18 protein-coding genes, 1 tRNA gene and 1 riboswitch are annotated in these 22354 nt (G+C 70.3%); of the genes, 7 read left to right on the forward strand and 12 right to left on the reverse strand.

Translation table 11 applies throughout. The annotated features are described in order from the left end of the window. Positions 1 to 45: 45 nt before the first annotated feature. From O7624_RS15315 to O7624_RS15330, 4 genes are all read right to left on the reverse strand, one after another. Positions 46 to 1080 (reverse strand): NlpC/P60 family protein, encoded by a 1035-nt coding sequence (locus tag O7624_RS15315; RefSeq protein WP_282240489.1) that lies wholly within the window; start codon positions 1078 to 1080, stop codon positions 46 to 48. A gap of 12 nt (positions 1081 to 1092) precedes the next feature. Continuing rightward, positions 1093 to 1226, reverse strand: a riboswitch (cyclic di-AMP (ydaO/yuaA leader). Positions 1227 to 1419: 193 nt separating this feature from the next. Then, on the reverse strand, positions 1420 to 2430 hold the full coding sequence (locus O7624_RS15320; RefSeq protein ID WP_170863586.1) for a C40 family peptidase: 1011 nt from the start codon (positions 2428 to 2430) through the stop codon (positions 1420 to 1422). A gap of 250 nt (positions 2431 to 2680) precedes the next feature. Beyond that, positions 2681 to 4876, reverse strand: a complete 2196-nt coding sequence (locus tag O7624_RS15325; protein WP_282240490.1) for a (Fe-S)-binding protein — start codon at positions 4874 to 4876, stop codon at positions 2681 to 2683. Between the two features lie 276 nt (positions 4877 to 5152). Then, a complete protein-coding gene (locus O7624_RS15330) occupies positions 5153 to 5419 on the reverse strand; it encodes a cell division protein CrgA (protein WP_093409169.1) in 267 nt (88 codons plus the stop codon). Between the two features lie 223 nt (positions 5420 to 5642). Between O7624_RS15330 and O7624_RS15335 the strand changes: the two genes are divergently transcribed. From O7624_RS15335 to O7624_RS15350, 4 genes are read left to right on the forward strand one after another with little or no spacing between them, the layout of a single operon-like run. Further along, entirely contained in the window at positions 5643 to 6452 is an 810-nt protein-coding gene (locus O7624_RS15335) for a DUF881 domain-containing protein (RefSeq protein WP_282240491.1), read from the forward strand. A gap of 7 nt (positions 6453 to 6459) precedes the next feature. Next, positions 6460 to 9126, forward strand: coding sequence for a class E sortase (locus tag O7624_RS15340; RefSeq protein ID WP_282240492.1), 2667 nt, complete (start codon positions 6460 to 6462; stop codon positions 9124 to 9126). Positions 9127 to 9128: 2 nt separating this feature from the next. Then, positions 9129 to 9431 (forward strand): hypothetical protein, encoded by a 303-nt coding sequence (locus O7624_RS15345; protein ID WP_282240493.1) that lies wholly within the window; start codon positions 9129 to 9131, stop codon positions 9429 to 9431. A gap of 5 nt (positions 9432 to 9436) precedes the next feature. Next, a complete protein-coding gene (locus O7624_RS15350) occupies positions 9437 to 10087 on the forward strand; it encodes an aminodeoxychorismate/anthranilate synthase component II (RefSeq protein ID WP_282240494.1) in 651 nt (216 codons plus the stop codon). Positions 10088 to 10251: 164 nt separating this feature from the next. Here O7624_RS15350 and O7624_RS15355 read toward each other — a convergent pair whose 3' ends face one another. The 8 genes from O7624_RS15355 to O7624_RS15390 all read right to left on the reverse strand — a co-directional run bounded on the left by O7624_RS15355 (position 10252) and on the right by O7624_RS15390 (position 20039). Then, entirely contained in the window at positions 10252 to 10923 is a 672-nt protein-coding gene (locus O7624_RS15355) for a DUF2690 domain-containing protein (protein ID WP_282240495.1), read from the reverse strand. Between the two features lie 125 nt (positions 10924 to 11048). Further along, positions 11049 to 12875, reverse strand: coding sequence for a Stk1 family PASTA domain-containing Ser/Thr kinase (gene pknB, locus O7624_RS15360; protein WP_282240496.1), 1827 nt, complete (start codon positions 12873 to 12875; stop codon positions 11049 to 11051). Continuing rightward, a complete protein-coding gene (locus O7624_RS15365; protein WP_282240497.1) occupies positions 12872 to 14248 on the reverse strand; it encodes a serine/threonine-protein kinase in 1377 nt (458 codons plus the stop codon). Before O7624_RS15365 ends, pknB begins: the two co-directional genes overlap by 4 nt. A gap of 1 nt (position 14249) precedes the next feature. Next, positions 14250 to 15755 carry a penicillin-binding protein 2 gene (locus O7624_RS15370; protein ID WP_282240498.1) on the reverse strand — a complete coding sequence of 502 codons (1506 nt, stop codon included), beginning with the start codon at positions 15753 to 15755 and terminating at the stop codon, positions 14250 to 14252. Continuing rightward, positions 15752 to 17239, reverse strand: coding sequence for an FtsW/RodA/SpoVE family cell cycle protein (locus tag O7624_RS15375; protein WP_093409185.1), 1488 nt, complete (start codon positions 17237 to 17239; stop codon positions 15752 to 15754). The genes O7624_RS15370 and O7624_RS15375 overlap by 4 nt, the downstream gene beginning before the upstream one ends. A 26-nt stretch (positions 17240 to 17265) precedes the next feature. Beyond that, positions 17266 to 18738 (reverse strand): protein phosphatase 2C domain-containing protein, encoded by a 1473-nt coding sequence (locus O7624_RS15380; protein ID WP_282240499.1) that lies wholly within the window; start codon positions 18736 to 18738, stop codon positions 17266 to 17268. Then, positions 18735 to 19223: an FHA domain-containing protein gene (locus tag O7624_RS15385; protein ID WP_093409190.1), complete on the reverse strand. Its 489-nt coding sequence runs from the start codon at positions 19221 to 19223 to the stop codon at positions 18735 to 18737. Before O7624_RS15385 ends, O7624_RS15380 begins: the two co-directional genes overlap by 4 nt. A gap of 6 nt (positions 19224 to 19229) precedes the next feature. After that, the gene (locus tag O7624_RS15390) at positions 19230 to 20039 is read right to left on the reverse strand and encodes a DUF3662 and FHA domain-containing protein (RefSeq protein ID WP_093409193.1); all 810 of its coding nucleotides are present in this window, start codon (positions 20037 to 20039) and stop codon (positions 19230 to 19232) included. A 229-nt stretch (positions 20040 to 20268) separates the two neighbouring features. Between O7624_RS15390 and O7624_RS15395 the strand changes: the two genes are divergently transcribed. The 3 genes from O7624_RS15395 (at position 20269) to O7624_RS15405 (ending at position 22327) form a co-directional block, all read left to right on the forward strand. Further along, positions 20269 to 20354 (forward strand) — tRNA-Leu (locus O7624_RS15395). 63 nt (positions 20355 to 20417) lie between these two features. Beyond that, a complete protein-coding gene (locus tag O7624_RS15400) occupies positions 20418 to 21533 on the forward strand; it encodes an NAD-dependent epimerase/dehydratase family protein (protein WP_170863582.1) in 1116 nt (371 codons plus the stop codon). After that, positions 21530 to 22327: a WecB/TagA/CpsF family glycosyltransferase gene (locus tag O7624_RS15405; RefSeq protein WP_282236276.1), complete on the forward strand. Its 798-nt coding sequence runs from the start codon at positions 21530 to 21532 to the stop codon at positions 22325 to 22327. The genes O7624_RS15400 and O7624_RS15405 overlap by 4 nt, the downstream gene beginning before the upstream one ends. The last annotated feature ends 27 nt before the right edge of the window (positions 22328 to 22354 follow it).

Here is a 22354-nt window from a genome sequence, read left to right on the forward strand (position 1 = left end):
CGACCGCCGCAACCGTAAGGGCCCGACGTCGTACGCTCCGAAGCCTCAGCCCGGCCGGCCGAAGCTGTGCACCGGGCCGCTGTCCAGTCGCTTCATCTTGACCGGCTGACCCGCCCGGGAGGCGTGCACCACCCAGCCACCACCGACGTACATGCCGACGTGGTGCAGGTCCCGGTAGTAGAAGACGAGGTCGCCGGGGCGCAGTGCGCCGCGACTGACCGACGCGGTGACCCGGCGCTGCCTGGCCGCGTTGTGCGGCAGTGCGACACCGGCCCGCGACCATGCGGCCAGCGTCAGCCCGGAGCAGTCGTACGCGTTCGGGCCTTCGGCGCCCCAGGAGTACGGCTTGCCGATCTGGGCGCAGGCGAAGGTGACCGCCTCACCGGCCGGTCCGCCGGGGTAGCTGGCCGGACAGGGCGCCGGCCGCAGCGGGCCACCGCCACCCTTGCCGTACGCCCGTAGCCGGAGCCGCTGCAACCGGTCGATTTCGGCGTCGATCCGTCGCCGCTTGTCTGCGAGATCGGCCTCGGTGCGGGCGAGCTGATCGATGGTGTGGTCCAGCCCGGCCTTGGCCGCGGCGAGTTCGTCGCGCAGTTCACTCGCGTGCCGGACGTCCTGCTGCTGCACGCGCGCATACCGGTCGAGCAGGCCGAGCTGCTCGACCACCTCGCCCGGCGACCGGCTGCCGAGCAGCGCGTTGACGGCCCGCACCTGCTCGCCCTTGTACGCGCCGGCAGCGAGCTTGCCGACCCGGTCCATCGCCTGGTCCACCTGGCGTTGCAGCGGCGCGATCCGAGCGGCCAGCGCGTCCGCCTCCCGCCGCTTGCCGGCCAGGTCCTGCCGGGTGGCGTTGTGCTGTTCGATGACGGGTTCGAGCCGGTTCCAGTCCTCGTCGATCCGGCGCTCGATGTCGGCGACCGTGGGGTCGGCCCAGGCCGCCGCCGCACCGCCGGTCAACATCACGGCGGTCGCGGCCAGGGCGGCGGGGATGCAGCGGTACCAGCGGAAACGCGGCGCTGCCGTCGGCCGGCCGGGCAATTCCGGACGCGGTGACGGCGGCCGCGGGGCATGGTCTGCCACCGGGCTCAGCACTCCTTCTTCCCATACCGCCTACCGGGTTAGCTGACGGGTTCGGGCGGGAAGGGGCGCCCTACCGTGACCCGCACGGATTCACCCCGGGTACCTGGTTCCCGGCTCGCTCACGAGCGATTCGGCGGTGTCGGACCGTTACCGCCCCGGATGGACGGACCTGCCAGCGGTCGACGATTGCCCAGCGTAGGGACGATCAGCGTCGATACGCAACACAACCACACCGTCACTGTGGGTGCTGACATCCGACAATGGCGAGGGCCCCCGTCGACTTGACCGGGGACCCCTCGGGAGATCCTGTGCGACCGCTCAGCGGGCGCTGGTGGCGGCTCAGCCGGGTCGGCGGAAACCGGCGAGCGGCATGGTCGTGATCGGCGAGACGTTTACCGGCTTACCGGCTCGGGCCGCATGCACCATCTGGTTGTTGCCCAGGTAGAGCCCCACGTGGTGCAGGTCGCTGAAGAAGAAGACCAGGTCACCCGGACGGGCGTCGGACCGCGAGATTGCCTTGCCCTCGTTCCACTGTGCGCCGGTGAAGTGGGTGAGCGAGATGCCGGCAGCCCGGTAGGCGTACTGGGTCAGACCCGAGCAGTCGAACGAGTTCGGGCCGGTGGCGCCCCACACGTACGGCTTGCCGACCTGGGCGCATGCCGTACGGATGGCGGTGCGAGCGGCATCGCTGACCACACCGTTGATGGTCGGGCAGTTGGTGGTCTTCACCGTGGTCACCGGCAGCGACCGTTCGAGCCGCTTGATCTCGGCGTCGATCTGCTTCTTCTTCGCCGCCAGCTGCTTCGCCTTCGTCTCCTGGTCGGCGATCAGGGCGTCGAGCTTGGCCTTCTGGTCGTCGTACTTCTTGCGGATCTTCATGACGCCTTCGAGCTCGCGGCGCTCCTGCGACGCGAGTCGGTCAAGGAAGGCCATCTGCTCGCCGAGCTCGTTCGGCTTGGAGTTGAGCAGCACAACACCGATCTCTTTGGACGGGCCGGTGATGTAGTACCGGGAGGCGAGATCGGCGACCCGGTTCATCGCCAGCTCGGTCTCCAGAGCCAGCGGCTGGATCTTCTTCTCCAGGCTCTTCGACTTCTGCTTGTTGACCCGCAGCTGGGAGCGCACCTTGTTGTACTGCTCGATTGTGGGTTCCAGCTTCTCCCACTGCTTGTCGATCTGGGCCTCGATCTCGTCGACCGAGGGTTCGGCGTACGCGGGGGCGGCGAGCAGGCCGGCACCGACCGCGGCGGCGGCGACGAGGACGACCAGCCCACGGGCGGCCCTACGCAGGCCACCCGGACGAGATCGCCCTGGCGCACGACGATGGAGGGGCATGGTTGCCACCGGCAGCGTCTCCTTTGCAGCCGACCACCGGGCGTCCCGCGAGCGGTAAGGGGCGGGGACAGACGACCCATGGCGGTCGGTGCCCAACATTAGGGAACGGTAGGTGGGGAATCAAGGCGACCAACGGCTCATTCACCTTTGCGCGACGGTACGCATACAAAGGGTGTCGACCAATTCGTTACAGTTACGTACGTCAATTAAAAACCGGGCGGGTGGCACTGGTTGAGGTGCCGCCCGCCCGGTGCGTTGAAGGCGGTCAGCCGGCCACCGGCGTGCTGTCCCCGGTGCCGCCGACCCGCTCGGGCTTGACCGACCGGAGCAGGACGCTGGCCACGTCGATCACCTCGACCTGCTCGCCGGCACCCTTGCCGTTGACCCCGTCGCTGAGCATTGTCGAGCAGAACGGACAGCCGACGGCGACCGTCCTCGCTCCGGTGGACATGGCCTCCTCGACCCGGTCCACGTTGATCCGCTTGCCGATGCGCTCCTCCATCCACATGCGGGCGCCACCAGCACCACAGCAGAAGGAGCGCTCGCTGTTACGCGGCATTTCGGTCAGCTCACCCTCGATGGCGCTGCCGAGCACCTCGCGCGGCGGGGTGAAGACCCGGTTGTGCCGCCCCAGGTAACACGGGTCGTGGTAGGTCACACCGCCGTCGACCGGCTGCACCGGGGTGAGCCTGCCGGTGGCGACCAGGTGGGCCAGCAACTGGGTGTGGTGCACCACCTCGAACTCACCGCCCAGTTGGCCGTACTCATTGCCCAGCGTGTTGAAACAGTGCGGGCAGGTTGCGACGATCTTGCGCTTGGTCTTCTCCCGACCCTCGAACGCTTCGTTCAGCGTCTCGACATTCTGTTGCGCGAGCATCTGGAAGACGAACTCGTTGCCGATCCGTCGGGCCGGGTCGCCGGTGCAGGTCTCCCCCTCGCCGAGGATGGCGAAGGAGACCCCCGCCTCGTTCAGCAGGGTCGCGACGGCCCGGGTGGTCTTCTTCGCCCGGTCCTCGAACGCGCCGGCGCAGCCCACCCAGAAGAGGTACTCGAAGTCCTCGACCTCGCCGACCCGGGGCACCTCGAAGTCGAGCCCCTTGGTCCAGTCCTCACGGGTGTTCTGCGGCGCACCCCACGGGTTGCCCTTGTTCTCCAGGTTGCGCAGCATCACGCCCGCCTCGGAGGGGAAGCTGGACTCGATGAGGACCTGGTAGCGACGCATGTCGACGATGTGGTCGACATGCTCGATGTCCACCGGGCACTGCTCGACGCAGGCGCCGCAGGTGGTGCAGGACCAGAGCACGTCGGGGTCGATCACGCCGCCGGCCTCGGCATCGCCGATCAGCGGCTTCTCCGCCTCGGCGAGGGCCAGCACGTCGACGTGGGCGAGCTGCGCGGCGGTGGCCTTCTCCTCACCGGTGAGGTCCTTGCCACCGCCGGCCAGCAGGTAGGGCGCCTTGGCGTACGCATGATCCCGCAGGCTGAGCACGAGCAGCTTCGGCGACAGCGGCTTGCCGGTGTTCCACGCCGGGCACTGCGACTGGCAGCGGCCACACTCGGTGCAGGTGCTGAAGTCCAGCAGACCCTTCCAGGTGAACTGCTCGACCTGGGCGACGCCGAACTGGTCGGACTCCGGGTCGGCCTCCTCGAAGTCGAGCGGCTTGCCGTCGCTCATCATCGGCCGCAGCGCGCCGAGGCCGGAGCCGGCCGAACCCGGCTTGCGCTTGAAGAAGATGTTGGGGAAGGCCAGGAAGCGGTGCCAGGCCACACCCATGGTGACGTTCAACGAGATCACGATGACCCAGGCCATCGAGATCGAGATCTTGACGAGCGCGGCGACGCTGACGCCGGAGTCCCAGGCTGGCAGCAGGGCACCGACCGCGTGACTGAGCGGGGTGGCCCAGGTGGGGTACTCGAAGTGGTCGGTGGCCACCTTGAAGCCGCGGATCAGAAAGCCCATGACCAGTACGGCGAGGACGACCGCCTCGACGAAGTAGCCCTGCCACATGGTGGAGCCGGTGAACCGCGACCGACGTCCCGCCCGATTCGGCCGGTTCGCCAGCCGGATCCCGATAAGGACGCCGATGCCGACAACGCCCAGAATTCCGATCCACTCGGTGACCAGCCCGTAGAGGGTCCAGCCACCGATCAGCGGCAGCCCACCGGTCGGCGAGACCACCTCGAAGTACGCCTCGAGCACCAGCAGCGACAGCACGATGAAGCCGACCATCACGAACCAGTGCGCCGCGCCCACCACGCCCCAGCGGAGCATCCGGGTGTGCCCGGCGGTCTCCGCCAGCATGGTCCTGGTGCGGCTGACCTTGTCGCCGGAGCGGGTCGGATCGGGCTGACCCAGCCGGATGACGGCCACCATCTTCGAGACCGCGCGTACCGCAAGCCACACCGCGACAGCGGTGATGGCGGCCGCGAGGATCGTGGTGACGATCTGGACGCTGCCCATTCGAGTTGGCCTCCCGGTCTGCTGCCTGTCGAGCGGCTCGGCGACCGGGGCGTCGGTGCGATCGTCGACCCACGCCGCCGCACCTCAACCTGATCGGTCGATGACCTCGCTCCGCTCGGTCATGCAGTGCAGCCTACGCGCAAGGTTACCCAGCAGTAACGTGAGTCATCTCGCACCGGGGGCCACGCTGCCCTGCGCACACCTTAGGAGGCCGACGGCACCGCCGCTCGGGCGGGCCGCCGGTGGCGCCGGACAGTCAGGGCGTTGAGCTGCGGTTCAGCGCCAGCGGGAAAGCACGATCAGGGAGGCGACCATCGCGCCGAACCCGACCGCCAGGTTCCAGTACCCCAGCTCCATGACCGGGTACTCCTGCTCGGAGAGGTAGTAGACCACCAGCCAGCCGATGCCGAAGACGATCAGCGACACCGCCAGGACCGGCAGCCACACCGGGCTGGGCTTGTTGGTGGCCGCGGTCGTCGCCGTCGGGCGGACGTCCGTAGGCGGGGTGTACACCTTCTTCTTGCGGACCTGAGACTTGGGCACGGCGCTCTCCAGAGGGGTTACGACCTCGTCCGGCCTGACAACCGGGCGCGAGGGCGACGGTCCATGGCCAATAATGTTCGACAGCTAGCGTAGTCCGGAAGACCCGTCCGATCCACGAATGAGGTGAGACCGGTACCGGGCAGCACCGGAAAACCGGGCAGCACGGCCGGCGCCCCGCCCACACCGGGTGGCGTCGGAGCGCGATGACGAGGGAGACTGACCCGTGGAGTACACATCCGGCGCAGCGTCGTGGCAGAAGGCGCTGCGACGACTCGTCGCCGGGTTGCTGCCTCGACGGCCACGTCAACGCCGGCCGTTCTGGTCGGTAGGCGTACCGCTGATCGCCCTGGCGGCCGGCCTGCTCTTCACCACGACGGCCACGACGGCGGGCGGCACCGCTCTGCGCGAGGACCGCCGACCCCAACTGACCGAGCTGATCGAGGACCGCCGGGCACAGGTGGCGGCGAACGAGGAGCGGGCCGCCACGCTGCGCGGGGAGTTGGAGAACCGGACGGCCGTCCTGGCCAACTCCGACGGCCCGATCAGGGAACAGCAGCAGCGGGCCAACGCCAGTCGGGCCGCCGCCGGCTTCACCGCCCTCACCGGTACCGGCCTGACCGTCGAGCTCAATGACGCACCGCAGCTCAGCAACCTGCCCGAAGGGGCCTCCAACGACGACCTGGTCGTCCATCAGGGCGATGTGCAGGCGGTGGTCAACGCGCTCTGGGCCGGCGGTGCCGAGGCGATGTCAATCATGAACGTGCGCGTGCTGGCGACCAGCGCGGTACGCTGCGTGGGTAACACCCTGCTGTTGCACGGCCGGGTGTACTCCCCACCTTTCAAGATCGTAGCAATTGGCGACCCCGCCGCACTCCGGCAGGCCCTCGCCGCTTCCGAGGGAGTCCGGTGGTTCAGGGACGCGGTCGACAACTACCAACTCGGTTACTCAGAGACCCCAGGCACCGTCACGGTGCCCGCCTTCGAGGACTCCACCACCCTGCGATCGGCGACGGTGCCGGCGGTGCCGCAGTGAGCGCGCGGTGAGCCCGCAGTCCGACGGTCGGCACCGCGACCAGACCGACGAGCCCACCGCCTTCATCCCCAAGGTCGAGCGGGGTGGGTCCACCGACGCCCGCACGACGGGGTCCTGGCCCGACCCGGTGCTACCCACCCGGTCCGGGCCGTCCCAGGCACCGCACGATCCGCGGCCGACCGCAGCTCCGCGTCCGACCGATCAGGCTTCGGCCGAGGGTCGACCGCCGGACGGCCAGCGGCCGACCAACTCCGGCCGCTTCGACGGCGCCGCCGAGACCACCTCGCCCGTCGGCGGCCGGTGGGACGCACCAGCGCCGACGGACCCACCTGCCCGGACCGCTACCACGCCCGGCGTTCCGACCGGCTGGAGCACACCTGCGGGGCCGGAGCGGACCACCGCGCCGACGGCCGACCGTCGGGGTGCCGGCCCCCGCCAGGAGCAGCCGACCGCACCCGGACGTTGGGACACCGCCCCGGCCACCGACCGCCGGGCGAACCAGTGGGACGCTGCGGCGGCCACCGGGCGTAGCGCCAACCAGTGGGACCCGGCACCGAGCGGGCAGCGTGCGGTGGATCCCGACCGTACGGCGAACCAGTGGGACGCAGCGCCGGGTCCGGCTCCTGAGGCCGCCGGCCGGCAGCCGGACGCGACAACCAACGACCAGTGGCAGGGCGTACCCCTGCCGTCGGGTCAGCCGGACATTCCGGTGGGGCCCACGCCGTGGCGCGGAGCCTTCCAGCCGTCCCGGAGCGCGGGCGATCGGGAGCAGCCGAGCGGCACCCGCCCGGCCGACACGGACGCCGGCCACGCCGGTCACCCGAGTATCACCGGCACCGCCGGCCGGCCGGGCTGGACGGACCCGGCCGACACCGCGGCCCGACCGGGCGTCGGCCAAGCCGTCGGCACCCCGCCGCCCTGGCCCGGTGCCCAACCCCAGACGCCCGGTCCGAACCGGTCCGGCACCGGAACGGCGCAGCCCAGCGGCGGCCGGACCTGGCCCAGCGGCGAGCAGCCGAGACAGCCCGCCGGGACCACGCCACCTGCCGCTGTACGGCCGGCCACACCACCGTCCGATTCGTCACCACAGCCGTCGCAACCGGTGCCCGCCCCGCAGTTCGGGGCACCCTACGGCGCGCACCCGCCGCGTCCCGGTGCCGGGCAGCCTGCCGGCGCAGCGCCGACACCGCACCCGCCGTACGTCGGACCGGCAAGCAACAGCGGCCCGGAGCGGTCGTCTGATCCCGGGCGGCCGGTTCCGTACGGCCCGGCGACGCAGCCGGCGAAGGCTGGCCAGGACAGCTCGGCACCGCATGTGTCACGCCCCGCGCCGGCCGGCCAGGACCGGCCCGCTGGCAGCGGTCCGCCGTACCCGGTGCCTGGTCAGCCACCGGCCACACCGTCCCGGTCGACCGAGGGGCGACGCTCGCCCGGTGTGGAGCCGCCACGGCAGTCGACGGACCACGCACCCGGCCAGGGTGACTGGTCCGGTGAGGGGCCGACCGCGTTGATGCCGAAGGTCGGCGACCGTGCCGGCTCGGCTGATGGCGGCCGGGCGACGGAGCCGACCCGGGCGACGAACGGCCATCCCGCCGCCGCGGCCGTCCCGGGCAGCCCGGCGGCCACGGACCGTCCGGTCAACGCCACCTCGGGTCAGCAGGCCCGCCCGGCGGCACCCGGCCAGCCGACCGCACCGGGGCAAGCTTCCGCACCCGGCCAACCGTCCGCGCCGAGCCGATCGGCCGACCCGGCGGCGACCGCCCTCATCCCGGCGGTCACCGGGGCGCGGCCGAACGCCGTGCCCGCACTGGACTCGACCGCCCTGATGGGTGCCGTACCCCGGCCGCCCAAGAGCGAGGAACCGTCCGACGGTGCCGACCAGCCCGTCGAGGCACCGAAGCCGCGGCGCGGCGACCGGGTGGTGCAGCTTCGCGCCCACCAGACGGGCGAGGGCTACAAGAGCGTCTACTCGGAGCTGACCCGCCCGTCGCTGTGGTCGAGGGTGCGTACCGGTCTGCGGTTCAGCGGCGAGTTGCTGATCACCTTCGGCCTGGTGGTGCTGCTCTTCGCCGGCTACGAGATCTGGGGCAAGTCGGCGATCGTCGACGCCCACCAGGGCGAACTGAGCGAGCAACTGGCCCAGGCGTGGGCACCCGAACCGGTGACGGACCCGACGGTGTCGGCGTCGGCCAGCCCGTCCGCCAAGCCGAAGCCGGCGGTGCAGGGCACGCCGATCGCCGGCCTCTACATTCCGAAGTTCGACAAGGAATGGATCGTGGTCGAGGGCGTCGGCCAGCAGGACATCCGGTACGCCCCGGGCCACTACCCGGACAGCGCCATGCCGGGCCAGGTGGGCAACTTCTCGGTGGCCGGGCACCGGAACCGGGCCACCTTCTGGCGGCTTGACGAGCTGCGCGAGGGCGACCCGATCCTGGTCGAAGGCCGGAACGAGTGGTATGTGTACCAGGTGACCGAGAGCCTGATCGTCAAACCGACGCAGGTCGAGGTGGTGGCGCCGGTGCCGGGTCGGCCGGGTGAGAAGCCGACCAAGCGGATGCTGACCCTGACCACCTGCAACCCGAAGTTCGACAACTACCAGCGGCTGATCATTCACGCCGAGTTGACGCGTACCCAGCCCAAGGCCGAGGGACGCCCGGCGGAGCTGGGGACCTGACCATGTACGCCTGGATCTGGCGCAAACTACCCTTCGGGCTGCCCGGCAAGCTCGTCGGCAGCCTGCTGCTCGCCACCACGATGGTGGCGTTACTGTGGTACGTGGTGTTTCCCTGGGCGGAGCCGCTGCTGCCCTTCGACGACGTGCAGGTCACCCAGGACGACTCCGGCGTACCGAGTGCGCCGGAGGGCGACGTCGGGCCCGGGGACGACGGCGCGGTCGACGACGCGCCACCGGGCGACGAGCACGATCTGCCGTACGACACCGACCGGAACAACAGCCCACCGCCGGACGAGGACGAGTGAGCCCGATGCGCGTCCTGGTGATCGACAATTACGACTCGTTCGTCTTCAACCTCGTGCAGTACCTCGGCCAGCTCGGTGTGGAGTGCGAGGTACGACGTAACGACGAGATCGAGGTGGCCGAGGTCGGCCGGGTCGGCGCGGCCGGCGTCCTGCTCTCCCCGGGTCCAGGTACGCCCGACCGGGCCGGCATCTGCCTCGACGTGATCCGGGAGTACGCCGGCAAGCTGCCGATCTTCGGAGTGTGCCTGGGTCATCAGGCCATCGGCGAGGCGTTCGGCGCGACTGTCGCCCGCGCCCCGGAGCTGCTGCACGGCAAGACCTCGGAGGTCCGGCACGACGACACCGGTGTCCTCGCCGGTCTGCCCGACCCCTTCACGGCGACCCGTTACCACTCCCTCGCCGTGCTGCGGGAGACCCTGCCAGCGGAGCTGGAGGTGACCGGCTGGACGGCCTCCGGGATCGTGATGGCGATGCGGCACCGCACCCTGTCGATCGAGGGCGTCCAGTTCCACCCCGAGTCGGTGCTCACCGAGGGCGGTCACCTGATGCTGGCCAACTGGCTCGCCGCCTGCGGCCACCCTGACGCCCTGGAGCGCGCCCCGGAACTGGCCGCCGAGGTCGACGCCCGCCGCCGGGCCGCCTTCGCCACCACCTGAGGGTCAGGTCGACCACCTTCCCATCCGGGCGACGACATCCGGGACCGCCGCGGGGATCGCGGCGGTCCCGGATGTGACCGGCAAGTCGCCTGGCTGCTGGTGCCGTGGGCCTAGTGCGGTGGCCAGCAACGTTCACCGGGCCGCCAACGTTCCTGGACACCGCACTAGTAACGACTCGTGCAGGACCAGATCGACGGGCCACCGATCTGCGTGTCATAGCAGGCCTTGTAGGTGTAGCCCGCGTCGTCGAGCATGGCGGTCCAGACGTTGGTGCCGTTGAACCGGCCGTCGTAGTTGTAGACCGAGAGGCGGAGATTCCCGTTGGCGTAGTACCCGAAGCCAGCGATTGAGGTGTAGCAGCAGCCGCGGCTCCACGCCGTTCGGCAGGTCGGGCTGTATCGCAGCTCGACTCGCGAGTCGTAACCGTTGTACTTGCTGTAGATGGTGACGGCGTCGGTGCTGCAGTAGGCGTAGTTTGACGGGCCTCCCGGCATCGGTGCCAGGAACGACGCGGGATCCTTGCCGTCGCAGGCCGAGCCGCAGGCGTCGCCGACGGCGAGCGTGGAGCGGAGCGCCCGGACGGCGGCCGGGTCCGCGATGGTCTCGACGCTTCCGTCGGCGTGCCGGACGGTGCGGCTGGGCAGGCTGACCTCCGCCCGGCCGTCCCGCTCCTTGGCGATGGCTTCCTCCCGGGTCGGCTTGGCGGGTTCGGCTGGCGCGACGACAGGAGAGGCCGCCGCGTCCGACGGCCCAGCCGCCAATGACTGCCCAGGTGCGACAAAGAGGAGCGGGATCAGGGCGGCGAGCAGTAGGGATGCGCGGACAGGTTTACGCATGAATGGAACCCCCGTGCTGTGATGCGGTCGCCACGATTTGTGACGGGCCAATATCATCACGACAGGGAGCATCCGTCAAGATACTTAAATATTCGGATGGAGCCGCGTCCCGAGGCTCTACCCCGTCACTCTTCGGACAGGCGGAACGGGCTGAAGGTGGGCAGGAGCCCGCCGCCGCCACCCTCGTCGTCATCGTCCGGCGGGGGCGTGGTGGGAGCGCCGGTGGTTGGCGGGGTCTGGGTCGGCGGGTCCGGGTCCTCCTCCGGCTCCGGCACCGACACAATGATCTTCACCGTGCTGCCCTTGGTACGCTCGGCGTTGGCGTTCGGGCTCTGGTCGACCACCCGCCCGGCCTCATCCGCAGGGCGCTCCGGGCCAAGGTCGACGTCGACGTCGAAGCCAGCGCGTTCCAGGGTCCGCTCCGCCTCCGCCTGGGACAGGCCGACCACCGACGGCACCGTCGCCACGTTGCCCTTCGACACGGTGAGGATGACCTCGGTGCCCTCCGCGACCTTCTCGCCCGAGGGCGGGTCGACCTTCAACACCTGGCCTTCGGTGGCCGAGTTGTTTGCCTGCTCGACCTTGACATCAAGATTGAGGTTCTCGAGCTGCGTCCTGGCGGCTTCCTCGGTGCTGCCGACGAGGCCGGGCGGGATTTCCACCTCGGGCTTGCCGCCGCAGATGCGTACGGTCACCGTGCTGTTCGGTTCCGCCCGCTCGCCGGGGGGTGGGGACTGGTTGGTGACCGTCCCCTCCTTGCAGTCCGAGGTGAACTCCGGCTCGCCGCGCGCCGGCACGAAGCCGTCCCGCTCGATCTGGGCGAACGCTTCGGCCTGGGTCAACCCGGTGACCGTCGGCACCGCGACGTCCTGCGGCTCGTCACGCTGGTTCAGCAGCAGCGCGGCGACCAGGGCGATCACCGCGAGCACGCCGAGCGCGGCGAACGTGGCGATCAGCCAGGACGACGCCTTGCGCTGGCGCGGATCACCCACCCGGGCGGGAATCTGCCGGGTCTGCGTCGCGCCCCCCGTCGGGTAGCCGGGGTGGCCGGCCGCGGCCATCGCCACGGTCTCGTCCTCGCGCATCACCGGAGTCGCCAGCACCGGTCGGCCGGCTGCCGCGCGGAGCAGGTCCGCCCGCATCTCCCCGGCGCTCTGATAGCGGTTCAACGGGTTCTTCGACAGTGCCTTGAGCACGATCGCGTCGACCGCCGGGTTGACGTCCGGGTTGAGATCGCTCGGGGTGGGCGGAGTCTCCCGTACGTGCTGGTAGGCGACGCTTACCGGGCTGTCCCCGACGAACGGCGGATGACCGCAGAGCAGCTCGAAAAGCACGCAGCCGGCGGCGTACACGTCGGAACGGGCGTCGACCGCCTCGCCGCGCGCCTGCTCCGGGGAGAGGTACTGCGCGGTGCCGATGACCGCGCTGGTCTGCGTCATCGTGGTGGCGCCGCTGGCCAACGCCCGCGCGATGCCGAAGTCCATCACCTTGACCTGGCCGGTCTGGGTGAGCATCACGTTGCCCGGCTTGATGTCGCGGTGGATGATGCCGTGCCGGTGGCTGAAGTCCAGCGCGGCGCAGATGTCGGCGGAGATCTCCAGCGCCCGCCGGGGCTGCAACCGGCCCTCGGCGCCGAGCACCTCCTTCAGCGTGCGCCCGTTGACGAACTCCATCACGATGAACGGCAGCGTCTCGCCGGTCGGCGCCTGCTCCTCGCCGGTGTCGTAGACGGCGACGATGGCCGGGTGGTTGAGCGAGGCGGCGTTCTGCGCCTCCCGCCGGAAACGCATCTGGAAGGTGGCGTCGCGGGCCAGGTCGGCGCGGAGCATCTTGATCGCGACGTCCCGGCCGAGCCGCAGGTCACGACCGCGATGCACCTCGGCCATGCCGCCGTACCCGAGCAGCTCGCCGACCTGGTACCTGCCACCGAGCAGGCGGGCCTGCGCTGTCATCGCGTCTGTCGTCCTTCGCTCGTCGTCGTCACGTCGCCGCCCATCCGGGGCTGATCCAGTCGACGGTACGCCGTATCGACCAGATCGTCTCGCCCGTCAGGCCGCAGCGCGTCGGACGTCACCGTTGGCACGGAAGCCCCACCCGGCGTGCCCGCGCCGAGGTTGTTCCGCAGTTGGTAGGAAATCACGCCGGAGCAGATGAGGACCAGTGCGCCCAACATGATGGCCAGGAAGACCATGCCGGATCGTGACCGTCGGGGCACCGGGCGTGACGGCCCCGGCTGCGGAGCGTACCCGGGTGGGACCGTGGCCGCGCCACGCGGATAGCCGGCAGCGGCCGGCGCCACCGCAGTGGGACGGTGTGGGGCCACCGGCGGACGGGCCTGCGGATGAGCCGGCGGCGGCCGGTGCCCGACGGCCGGCGGGTGCGCCGGGGCCGGGGAGTGCGGGGCGGCGACCGGACGCGGTGGCTGCGGAACCTGCGCCCGGCCCGGCGCCGGCGAGGCCGGCGCGGCGGAGATCGGTGCGGCCTGCCCTCCGGCTCGGGCCTGCCGGGACAGCGCGGTCTTCAACTGCCGGGCCGCACCGGCCAGCGCGGCGGCGCTCGGCCAACGCTCCTTCGGGTCCTTCGCCAACGCCCGCTCCACAAGCGCGCGGACGTGGGGCGGGATGTCGGAGGGCAGCGGTCGGGGCGTCTCCCGGACGTGCCGCATGGCGATGTCGAGGGGGTTGTCACCCTCGAACGGCCGCCGACCGGCGAGGCACTGGTAGGCGACCACGCCGAGCGCGTAGACGTCGGAGGCGGGGGTGGCGACCTGGCCGGTGGCCTGCTCCGGCGAGATGTACGAGGCGGTGCCGAGCACCGAACCGGCCGCGGTGAGCTGCCCGACCAGGTCCGACCGGGCGATGCCGAAGTCGGTCAGCACCAGCGTGCCGTTGGGGCGGACCAGCAGGTTGCCGGGCTTCACGTCCCGGTGCACGATGCCCTTCACGTGCGCGGCGTGCAGCGCGTCCGCCGCCTGGGCGACGAGCGCCATGGTCCGCGCCGGGGTGAGCCGGCCGACCCGGCTCAGCGTGGCCGAGAGGGGGTCACCCTCCACGTACTCCATCACCAGGAAGGCGATGTGCTGGTCGTTGCCGAAGTCGTAGACGTCGACCACGCCCGGGTGGTTGATCGTGGCCATGGTGCGGGCCTCGCCGCGGAACCGCTCGGCGAACCCGGGCTCGTCCAGCAACGCCGGAAGCAGACTCTTGACCGCCACCGTACGACCGAGCACCTGGTCGGTGCCGCGCCAGACGTCACCCATGCCGCCGCTGGCGATCCGCTCGTCGAGGCGGTAGCGGTTACCGAGCTGCACCCCGGGACTGAGCATGTCAGCGCCCCCCGGGTTCGGCGATCACGGCCCGCATGATCTGACCGGCGATCCGGGCGGCCTCGGCGCTGCCGCCGCTGCCGGCCTCCTCCAGGACGACGCAGACGGCGGAGATCGGCTTGCCCTCGGAGTCGAGGACGAAGCCGATGAACCAACCGTGGTCGGGGCGGTCCGGCGCGGACTGTGCGGTGCCGGTCTTGCCGCCGACGGTGTAGCCGTTGATCCGGGAGTTCCGGCCGGTGCCGTTCTCCACCACGCTGACCATCATGTCTCGCAGGTCGGCGGCGACCTGACCACTCACCGGCCGGCGCAGCTCGCGCGGGTTGGCGGTGTCGTAGACGGTGGTGCGGTCCGGTGCCAGCAGCTGACGCACCAGGTACGGCCGCATCTGGCTGCCGCCGTTGGCCACCGCTGCGGCGATCATGGCGCCCTGCAACGGGGTCATCCGCACGTCACGCTGCCCGATGGAGGACTGCGCCAGCGCCGCCGGGTCGGGACTACCGTCCGGGTTCTCCATGCTGCCCGTCCGGCTGGCCGCCACGCTCAGGCCGCCCTCGCCGAGCCGGCCGACGGTCAGGTCCTCCTGCTCGAAGCCGAACTGCCGGGCCTTCTCCTTGAGCACGTCGGGACCGAGCTGGCCGCCGAGCTTGGCGAACCCGGTGTTGCAGGATTCGGTGACCGCGCTCATCAGGGTCACCTGCGACTCGGGGCAGATCGACGGCGCGGCGTTGCCGATCGGCTCGCTGGAGGTGGGCGGGGTGTAGCTCGACCCGGCCGGGATGTTTGTCTCCTTGGTGATCCCGTTCTCCAGCGCGGCCGCGGCGACCACGATCTTGAAGGTGGAGCCCGGCGGCAGCACCTCGCCGATCGCCCGGTTCCGCAGCGGGCGTCCCGCCTCCTGTTCGAGCCGGTTGTACGCGGCCGTCGCGTCGTCGGTGTCGTGGCTGGCCAGCGGGTTCGGATCGAAGCTGGGGATGGAGACCAGCGCCTGCACCGCCCCGGTGGCCGGGTCGATGGCGATCGCCGCGCCCTTGTTTGCGCCGACGTTGTTGCCCCGCAGCTCGTCGTACGCGGTGTCCTGGGCCCGCTTCGACAGGGTCAGCAGCACGTTGCCGCCGGCGGTGGTGTCACCGGTCACCATGTCCCGCAGCCGGTTGACGATGAGCTGGTCGCTGGTGCCGGCGAGGAAGTCGTTCTCGGCGCGTTCCAGACCGGTCGCGGAGCCGTTGACCGGCTCGTACCCCAGCACGTGGGCGTACTTTTCCCCGCCCGGGTAGGTGCGCAGGTACTTCAGCTCGCCGTCGGTCTCCTTGCTGACCGCCAGGGCGGTGCCGCCGGCCTCGATGTTGCCCCGCTTCCGGTCGTACTTGGCGACCTGGACCCGACCGTTGTAGTCGCTGGTGCGGTACTCGTCGGCCTTGTACGCCTGGATCCAGTTCAGGTTGGCGAAGAGCAGGCCGAACAGGACGATGACGACGACGCCGACCCGACGCAGGGGTGCGTTCACGGCTTGATCACCTCCGTGGGGGCACCGTGCAGCTGCTCGGGCGGGCCGGAGGGACGGGTCACCTTGCCACCGGCACCGTCGACCGGCCGGCGGCCGGCGTCGGAGACGCGCAGCAGCACCGCGATGAGCAGCCAGTTCGCCATCAGCGAGGAGCCACCGGCGGAGAGGAACGGCGTGGTCTGACCGGTCAGCGGGATGAGCTTGCTGATCCCGCCGACGATCACGAAGACCTGGAGCGCGAGGGTGAAGGCCAGGCCACCGGCGAGCAGCTTGCCGAACGAGTCCCGGACCGCCAGGGCTGCCCGCAGACCGCGCTCGACGATGAGCAGGTAGATCACCAGTAGCGCGGAGAGGCCGAAGAGACCGATCTCCTCACCGATGCCGGCGAAGATGAAGTCGTTGCGTACCTCCGGTAGTAGCAGCGGCTGACCGCCGCCCGGACCGGCGCCGAACAACCCGCCGGAGCCGAGCGCTAGCAGCCCCTGCACCAGCTGGTAGCCGTCGTCGTACGGCTGGGCGAAGGGGTCGAGCCAGATCTGTGCCCGCAGGTAGAAGTTCGCGAACGGACCACCCACCGCCTCGCCGAGCACGTACGCGAGGTAGGCGCCGCCGAAGAAGAGGACCAGGCCGATGAGCAACCAGCTGACCCGCTCGGTGGCGATGTAGACAGTGGCCACGAACATGCCGAAGTAGAGCAGCGAGGTGCCCAGGTCCTTCTCGAAGACGAGGACCAGCAGGCTGATCACCCAGACGACGAGCACCGGGCCGAGGTCGCGCCCCCGCGGGAAGTCGATGCCGAGAAACCGGTGACTCGCCAGCGACAGCACCTCGCGCTTGCGCACCAGGTAGTAGGCGAAGAAGACCAGCAGGGCCAGCTTGGCGAACTCGCCGGGCTGGATCGAGAAACTGCCGATGCGTACCCAGAGCTTCGCACCGTTGATCTCGGAGATGCTGGCCGGCAGCACCGCCGGCAGCATGACCAGCACGATGCCCGCCAGACCCAGGGTGTACGCGTACCGGGAGATCGACCGGTGGTCGCGCATCAACGCCAGCAGCCCGGCGGCGAGCATCACCGAGATCAGCGTCCAGGCGAGCTGCCGCCCGCCGATGCCGGCGAAGATGGCCAGGTCGGCTCGTTCCTCAGGGGCCGCATTGGCCAGGTCGAGCCGGCGGAGGAAGCCGACTCCCAACCCGTTGAGCAGGGCCACCGCCGGTAGCAGCGCCGGATCGGCGAAGGGCGCCAGGAACCGGATCACCAGATGCATGCCGAGGAACACCGCGGTGAGCGTGGCGGCCGGCACCCAGAAGCCTGGCGTGACCGTGTCGAGCACGTTCGCCTCGACCATCGCGCCGTACGCGGCGACCAGCGCCATCGCCAGCAGGAGCAGCGACAGCTCGGCGTTGCGGCGGGACCGCGCCATGCGTACGCCGGGTCGCTCGCCCGTGGTCGCGGGCGAGGATGCCGGGGTGGCCGCTGCGGTCACGATCGTCCTCGGGTGGGAGCCGGCGCCTACTCGGGCGACCGGCAGGCCGCCGGATCGACCGTGGGCGTGAAGGTGTCGACGGGGGGCGCGTCGGGGGTGCTGTCGGGTGCGGCGGCGGAGGCACCGGTCGGCGTGACCGTGGCTCCGGCCGGGGGTGATGCCGAGATGCTGCCGACCTGACTCGGTGAGCCGGCCGGACCGCTCGGCGATCCCGCCGGCGCGCTCGGCGTCGGGGACGGCGAACCCACAAGCGAGGGCGTGGGGCTCGGTGTCGGCGGACAGATCGGCTTCAGGTTCACGTTTGTCGGGCTATCCATCGTCAGCTCGGCCAGCCGTCGTTCCGCGTCCGGCTCACTCTTGGCCGGAATGCCCTGCTTGACCTGCTCCTGCGCGGCCAGGGTGAGGTCGTCCAACTGGGCGCTGCTCTCGGAGTGCACGCTGGAGAGATCCATGCCGGCGATCTGGCCCTGGATGCCACGGAACACGGCCACCTGGCCGTTCTCGGTTGCGCCCACGTAGTACTGGCGCTGGGTGTAGCTCCAACCGGCGAACACCCCACCGCCCACGATCACCAGCAGTGCGGTCGTCATCGCGAGCGCACGCAGCGGACGCCGGCGGGCCTCGGGTTCGTCGTCGTTGTTGGCGGACTCGTCAGGCGTCGCCGGCCGGGGCGCGGAGAGCGCCGAGGCACGAGCGGCCGGAGTGGAGACGTCCGCCGAGGTGGCCATCCCCCGGTCCCGGGCCGCCGCACCGCCGACTATCGGCGCCGCCTCGACGATGTCCCGGTCGGTGGCGTCGGCGATGATCACGGTGATGTTGTCCGGACCGCCACCGCGCAGGGCGAGCTGGACGAGCCGTTCGACGCACTGCTGCGGGTCGGCGTACTCCCGCATGGTCTCGGCGATGGTCTCCGCGCTGACCACGCCGGAGAGCCCGTCGGAACAGATCAGGTACCGGTCGCCGGGCAACACCTGCCGGACCGAGTACTCCGGATCGATGTCGCGGCCGTCCAGCGCCCGGGTGAGCAACGAGCGCTGGGGGTGGCTACTCGCCTCCTCCGGGCTGATCCGGCCTTCGTCGACGAGCATCTGTACGTAGGTGTCGTCCTTGGTGATCTGCGCGAACTCTCCGCCGCGCAGCAGGTAGGCGCGCGAGTCGCCGATGTGGACCATGCCCAGCTTGCTGCCGGAGAACAGGGTCGCGGTGAGCGTGGTGCCCATCCCCTCCAACTGGGGATTGGCCTCCACCGTCTCGCGGAGTTGCTGGTTGGCGGTGCCCACCGCGGAGCGGAGCGCGTCGACCAGGGCGTCGCCGGGGACGTCCTCGTCCAGTGGCGCCATGGCACCGATGACGATGTTGCTGGCGACGTCACCGGCGGCCATACCGCCCATGCCGTCGGCAACGGCGAGTAGCCGCGGCCCGGCGTAGACGGAATCTTGATTACCGTCTCGGATCAGACCGCGGTCGCTGTGGGCCGCATAGCGCAGGGTCAGAGTCATGGCCGTAATTCGAGAGAGGTGCGGCCGATCCGGATCGGCACGCCGAGGGGGACGGGGGTCGGTCCGGTGACCTTAGCGCGATCCAGGTACGTCCCGTTAGTCGAACCCAGGTCCTCGACGAACCATTGCCCGTCGCGCGGCACGAGCCGGGCGTGTCGCGCGGACGCGTAGTCGTCGGTGATGACGAGGGTGGAGTCCTCGGCACGACCGATCGTTATCTGCGCCTCACCCAACGTGATCCGCGTTCCGGCCAGCTGACCTGCGGTCACCACCAACTGGTGCGCCGCCCGCCCCCGCTTCACCTTCGCCGGCTTCGCCGACGCCTGCCCCGTCGACGCGCCCACCGTCCGGGGCGCGGCTACCAGTCGACCCGAGCGGGCCCCCGCGAAGAGGTCCCGGCGGATGACGCCGACCACCGTGAACACGAAGATCCACAGCAGGACGAGGAATCCGAACCGGGCAACGGTGATAACGAGTTCCGGCAAGGCGGATCAGCCGTCCACGCGGAAGGTCAGAGTGGTCGTACCGAGCTGGATCATGTCACCGGGGTTCAACGCCACGGCGGAGACCCGCTGGCCGTTGACCATGGTGCCGTTGGTCGAGCCGAGATCGGTCAGCACGACCTGCCCACCGTCGAAGTCCAGCCGGGCGTGTCGCCGGGAGATGCCGACGTCCGGCAGGCGCAGGTTGGCCTGGTCGCCACGACCGATCACGGTCGAGCCCATCTGTAGCGGGTAGGTGCGGCCGTCGCCGGAGACCAGCCGGATGTTGCGCCCACCGCCGTGACCCGGCGGCGGGCCGTAGCCACCACCCTGGTCGTAGGACGGGTAGCCGGGCGGGCCGGCGTCGTATCCGGGCGGACCGGCGTCATAGCCGGGCGCCGAAACCGGGGCGACCTCGCCACCGGTGTAGACCTCCGCGGTGACCCGGAACATACCGGTGTCCAGTCCTTCACCGCGCTCGATCTCGACGATCACGTCCCCGTAGACCGTCCAGGCCTGCTCGCCGATGAACTCCGCCTGCGACTGGGCCAACTCCTGGGCCAGCGCGGCGGCGTACGGCGCCAGCCGACTGTGGTCGTACGGGGAGAGATCGATCACGTAGCGGTTGGGCACCAACGTGCGCCCACCAGCCAGGATGGCCTTGTGTGCCTCGGCCTCCCGCTGCATGGCGTTGAGGATCTCCACGGGGTGGACCACCCCTTTGAAGACCTTGGCGAAAGCCCCTTCGACCAGGCCTTCCAGACGCTTCTCGAAGCGTTGCAGCACGCTCACCGGCTCCTCCTCGGGTCCCGAGGACATGATGGTATCCGTCCAGAGCGCACGCAGCTCACACGCCGCTCGGCCGGCAGGCCGCGGCCCGTTCGGACGGCTTCTGATTGTCGTGCTACTCTTTCGTCCGCCACGAACGGTAACCGCTGCGAGCAGCGAAAGCCATTCGTGGCAGCAGACCAAGGTCACGTAGCATGGCCGAGGCCCGCCGGTCATCGGCGGTGTCCGGCCCAGGCGACGTTGACTGAGGTCAGGCCACGGGGAAGTGGCGGAATGGCAGACGCGCACGGTTCAGGTCCGTGTGTCCGAAAGGACGTGGGGGTTCAACTCCCCCCTTCCCCACCACAGTTGAGGGCTCCGCGACTGCGGGGCCCTCGCTCCGTATCCGGGCGTGCCGGACGTCACGCTATGCTCCGATGGTTTCTGGCTCCGACGCACCAGGAGTGGCGTGTGACTGTCGCATTCGTGACCGGGTCGGGCGGGCTGATCGGCTCCGAGGCGGTCCGGCATTTCGCCGGCCTCGGTCTCGACGTCGTCGGCATCGACAACGACATGCGGCAGGAATTCTTCGGCGAGGAGGCGTCCACCGCCTGGAATGTCCGCCGGCTGACCGACGAGCTTGGTGAGGCGTACTCCCACCACAGCATCGACATCCGGGACCGGGCGGCGCTCGGCGCGCTGTTCGGCCGGTACGGCCGGGACGTGGCCGTGGTGATCCACACCGCCGCCCAGCCCTCCCACGACTGGGCGGTGCGTGACCCGTTCACCGACTTCGACGTCAACGCCGCCGGCACGCTCAACGTCCTGCAGAACGTCCGGGAACACTGCATCGACGCCCCGGTCATCCACTGCTCCACCAACAAGGTCTACGGCGACCGGCCGAACAGCCTGCCCCTCATGGAGCTGGAGACCCGCTGGGAGATCGAGCCGGGTCACCCGTACGAGCAGGGCATCCGGGAGGACATGTCGATCGACGCGTGCCTGCACTCGATCTTCGGTGCCTCGAAGGTGGCGGCGGACGTCATGGTGCAGGAGTACGGCCGCTACTTCGGCATGAAGACGGCCTGCTTCCGGGGCGGGACGCTCACCGGTCCGGCGCACTCGGCGACCGAGTTGCACGGCTTCCTCGGCTACGTGATGCGGGCGAACATGGAGCGCCGCACCTACAAGATCTTCGGCTACCAGGGCAAGCAGGTCCGCGACGCCATCCACAGTTCGGACGTGGTCTCCGCGTTCGAAGCCTTCTTCCGCAATCCCCGCTCGGCCGCCGTCTACAACCTCGGCGGCGGCCGGCACTCGAACACCTCCAACCGGGAGGCGTTCCTGCTGGCCGAGCAGATCACCGGCCAAGAGATGATCACCGAGTACGTCGAGGCCAACCGGATCGGCGACCACAAGTGGTGGATCGGCTCCAACGAGGCTTTCCAGGCCGACTACCCGGACTGGAAGCAGGTGTACGACGTACCAATGATCATGCGAGAGATCTACGAGGCCAACGTGGACAAGTGGGTGCCGGGAGCATGACCAAGAAGAACGTGCTCGGTGTCCTGGTCGATGCGACCGACTACGCCGAGGCCACCGAGCAGGTGGTGGCCGCCGCGCAGGAACGCCGGCCGCTGGCACTTACCGCGCTGGCCGTGCACGGCGTGATGACCGGAGTGCTGGACCGGGCGCACAACGCCCGGCTCAACTCCTTCGACGTGGTGACCCCGGACGGTCAGCCGGTGCGCTGGGCGCTGAACCTGCTGCACGGCGCCCAGCTCACCGATCGGGTCTACGGGCCGACGCTGACTCTGCACGTGCTGTCCCGCTTCGCCGACGAAGGGCTGCCGGTCTACCTGTACGGCTCGACCGAGGAGACCCTCACCCGGCTGATCCCGGCGCTGGAGCGGATGTTCCCGGCGCTCAAGATCGCCGGAGTTGAAGCGTCCAAGTTCCGCGGCGTACAGCCGGGCGAGGACGTCGAGATCGCCGACCGGATCAAGGCCAGCGGTGCCCGGCTGGTCCTGGTCGGGCTCGGCTGCCCCCGGCAGGAGATCTTCGCGTACGCGATGCGCCCGCTGCTGGACATGCCGCTGATGGCGGTCGGCGCGGCCTTCGACTACCACGCCGGGTTGTTGCGCCAGCCGCCGCCGTGGATGCAGCGTGCCGGGTTGGAGTGGTTCTGGCGCCTCGGCCTGGAACCCAAGCGCCTGTGGCGGCGCTACGTGATCCTGAACCCCGCGTACCTGGGTCGCCTGTTCGCGCAGAAGACCGGGCTGTGGAAGGCCCGGCCGCCCGCTCCGGCCACCGAACGGCCGACCACGTTCGCGGTCTGAACCGGCACAGCTGACGGGCCCCGGCGC

It is taken from the genome of Verrucosispora sp. WMMD1129 (genome assembly GCF_029581255.1).
Classification (GTDB): domain Bacteria; phylum Actinomycetota; class Actinomycetes; order Mycobacteriales; family Micromonosporaceae; genus Micromonospora; species Micromonospora sediminimaris.

What these genes read in the sequence shown, in the direction of transcription:
- O7624_RS15380 (WP_282240499.1), bottom strand. Translation starts at nt 18,738, where the DNA reads ATGACTCTGACCCTGCGCTATGCGGCCCACAGCGACCGCGGTCTGATC.
- O7624_RS15345 (WP_282240493.1), top strand. Translation starts at nt 9,129, where the DNA reads ATGTACGCCTGGATCTGGCGCAAACTACCCTTCGGGCTGCCCGGCAAG.
- O7624_RS15365 (WP_282240497.1), bottom strand. Translation starts at nt 14,248, where the DNA reads ATGCTCAGTCCCGGGGTGCAGCTCGGTAACCGCTACCGCCTCGACGAG.
- pknB (WP_282240496.1), bottom strand. Translation starts at nt 12,875, where the DNA reads ATGACAGCGCAGGCCCGCCTGCTCGGTGGCAGGTACCAGGTCGGCGAG.
- O7624_RS15405 (WP_282236276.1), top strand. Translation starts at nt 21,530, where the DNA reads ATGACCAAGAAGAACGTGCTCGGTGTCCTGGTCGATGCGACCGACTAC.
- O7624_RS15400 (WP_170863582.1), top strand. Translation starts at nt 20,418, where the DNA reads ATGCTCCGATGGTTTCTGGCTCCGACGCACCAGGAGTGGCGTGTGACT.
- O7624_RS15350 (WP_282240494.1), top strand. Translation starts at nt 9,437, where the DNA reads ATGCGCGTCCTGGTGATCGACAATTACGACTCGTTCGTCTTCAACCTC.
- O7624_RS15355 (WP_282240495.1), bottom strand. Translation starts at nt 10,923, where the DNA reads ATGCGTAAACCTGTCCGCGCATCCCTACTGCTCGCCGCCCTGATCCCG.
- O7624_RS15390 (WP_093409193.1), bottom strand. Translation starts at nt 20,039, where the DNA reads ATGTCCTCGGGACCCGAGGAGGAGCCGGTGAGCGTGCTGCAACGCTTC.
- O7624_RS15325 (WP_282240490.1), bottom strand. Translation starts at nt 4,876, where the DNA reads ATGGGCAGCGTCCAGATCGTCACCACGATCCTCGCGGCCGCCATCACC.